The 2089-nt window shown below is 57.6% G+C and carries 2 protein-coding genes; one reads left to right on the top strand and one right to left on the bottom strand.

The window, feature by feature from the left end; genetic code table 11:
- Positions 1–97 precede the first annotated feature (97 nt).
- Complete coding sequence (locus R4P70_RS32460; protein ID WP_021334706.1) at positions 98–880, bottom strand: DUF4145 domain-containing protein; 783 nt, start codon at positions 878–880, stop codon at positions 98–100.
- 341 nt (positions 881–1221) lie between these two features.
- On the opposite strand from R4P70_RS32460, the gene R4P70_RS32465 reads away from it, so the two are divergent.
- Positions 1222–1941: a hypothetical protein gene (locus tag R4P70_RS32465; RefSeq protein ID WP_021334705.1), complete on the top strand. Its 720-nt coding sequence runs from the start codon at positions 1222–1224 to the stop codon at positions 1939–1941.
- Positions 1942–2089: the final 148 nt, after the last annotated feature.

The following is a 2089-nucleotide window of genomic DNA, read 5'->3' on the forward strand; positions in this document are numbered from 1 at the left end:
CAGAATCCTGTTCGTGTACAGATCATCATCCGGGAAGGTGCGTCCTCCCGGGATCCACAGGTTTCGATCATTCCTCATGGGTCGACGGAGTGATGCTCTACTCACGACCTTTTCGCTGCTGCTCTTCTGCGATGATCCGTTTCGCTTCGATGTTTGAGTTGGCATATTTGGACGGTGTCGGTGCGGGGTAGAGATGGTCGAGCGCGGTTTCGACAATCTCCATGGTTCGGAGGAGATCGCCGGCGGTAGTTAGGGATGAATCGTGAGTGTTCGAGTTTCCAACGATGCGGACGGCGTCCAGCAAGTCTTTGACGTCGACCTCTGGGTGCGCTTCGTGGAAGTTGTCTATTCGAGTGCTCAGATACAGGGGTGCATGGTTCTTGTTGGTGGATAGCCGCGGGATACCTTGCTCGTCGAGGAGAATCTCGATGCTTGCGCGCAGGGCAGTCGCTGCGGCTCGCGGATCATTCCAAACCAAGGAACCTACTCGAGAGAGTTCTGCCTTGATTGCGTCAGGCACTGCACCGGCGGTCTCAGCAACGTCAATCGGCGGATAAAACCCGCGTACAGAATATTTCGTTTCGAACTGTCGATCGTTGCTGAATGAGCTGACTTCATGAACGGTGAAGTCGCCGTATACGAGAGTAGTGCCTTTGCAGTTGATCGCAGTGCAGATTGTTTGCGCGGCAAAGGTTCCGACTATCGATTCGGGTTCGCCATCGTTGACATCGAACTCGGTGGTGTTGAAGTAGGGATCCCGGTTCAGCACGACCCTGTCCTCCTCGAGTGGGAGTGCGCCGACGTTGCAATAGGGGCATTCAATCTGTGGCCATTGGTGCAGAAATATTGGCTCTGTCAGTTTCTCCGCGAACGGCTTCATGACCTGCTCCTAATGTTCGGATCGGCTGTTTCAAGTCTATCTACGATGCTGCGGACTGGAGGTGGATTACTTCGGTCAAGCCAGACTGATCGTGTTCGGTAAAACCGCCAGTTTGAGATGTGGGGACGCTCCAGATCTCCCTGCCCCCGGCACAGCGAGGGGCAGGGGCATCTGGAGTTGCAAGTGCATTCGAAGTGTGTACGACATATGTTGCACAACAACGGAATTCAATCGTCGGATCTTTGCCCGCTGGAGATGTTGATGGTAGATTTGTGGAGTCCTGTTAGTGGTGGCGCCTGACCAGCCCGCCGATTCGATCACCTGGAAAGGGTGGTTTTCTGATGACTGTTCTCGACGTGCGTGCGGATTCTGCTGTGACGGCTCCTGTGCGCGATGGAGTGGAGGTGCTTGAGGTGATGCCCGCCGCGTTGGTGTCCGGGTTTCCCTCCGAGGGTGCGTGGTCCGAGGTAGTTGATGAGAGCGGCGATGTGGTGGCTGCAGGGTGGTTTTCTATTGACGCGGATGTTTCCACGCCGGAGTCGGGCAGGGTGGTGTTGGTTTCTCCGCAGTTGGCTGTGCCAGGCCGGAAGTTGCTGTCGGCGTGGGCAGGTTCCGTGCGGCCTTCAGAGGTCCGTGCTGCAGCTGTAGCGCCTGGGTGTGCGCCTGTGTGGTTCGGGCAGTACGTGTCCCCTGTGCATGAAGCTCAGCGTGTTGTGGTGCAGTTGGAAGCCGAGCGTGAGAAGTGCGCAGTTCTGGAGCGTGCGCAGGGTGAGTCCGTGCGTAAGCATCAGGAGTGGATCGAGAACTTGAATGATCTGGCGATCGAATGGGCCGATGACAACAGTTTGTGCGAGCAATTCGATCGGTTCATGGAAGAGAACGGGTTGCGAGGGCGTGAGCGTGACCAGGAGGTAGAGGTGACCGTGACTGCAACGATGACAGTGGCGGTGCGTGGTGTTTCGCAGCGCGATGCTGAGGAGCGAATTGATTCGGACGATATTCGTGAGCACATCAGCGGCCATCTCTCGTATCTGGATTTCGACTACGCGTTGGCTGACTAGCCCGGGGGAGAGGTGAGGCCGGGGGAGCGCGCAGCGCCCGGCCTCACCTCGATCCATTGGTGAGTGGAAGAGGGGAGCGCGCAGCGCCCGGCCTCACCTCGATCCATTGGTGAGTGGAAGAGGGGAGCGCGCAGCGCCCGGCCTCACC

Origin of the sequence: Rhodococcus sp. IEGM 1241, assembly GCF_033142365.1 — a bacterium.
Lineage (GTDB): Bacteria > Actinomycetota > Actinomycetes > Mycobacteriales > Mycobacteriaceae > Rhodococcus_F > Rhodococcus_F erythropolis.

What these genes read in the sequence shown, in the direction of transcription:
- R4P70_RS32465 (WP_021334705.1), top strand. Translation starts at nt 1,222, where the DNA reads ATGACTGTTCTCGACGTGCGTGCGGATTCTGCTGTGACGGCTCCTGTG.
- R4P70_RS32460 (WP_021334706.1), bottom strand. Translation starts at nt 880, where the DNA reads ATGAAGCCGTTCGCGGAGAAACTGACAGAGCCAATATTTCTGCACCAA.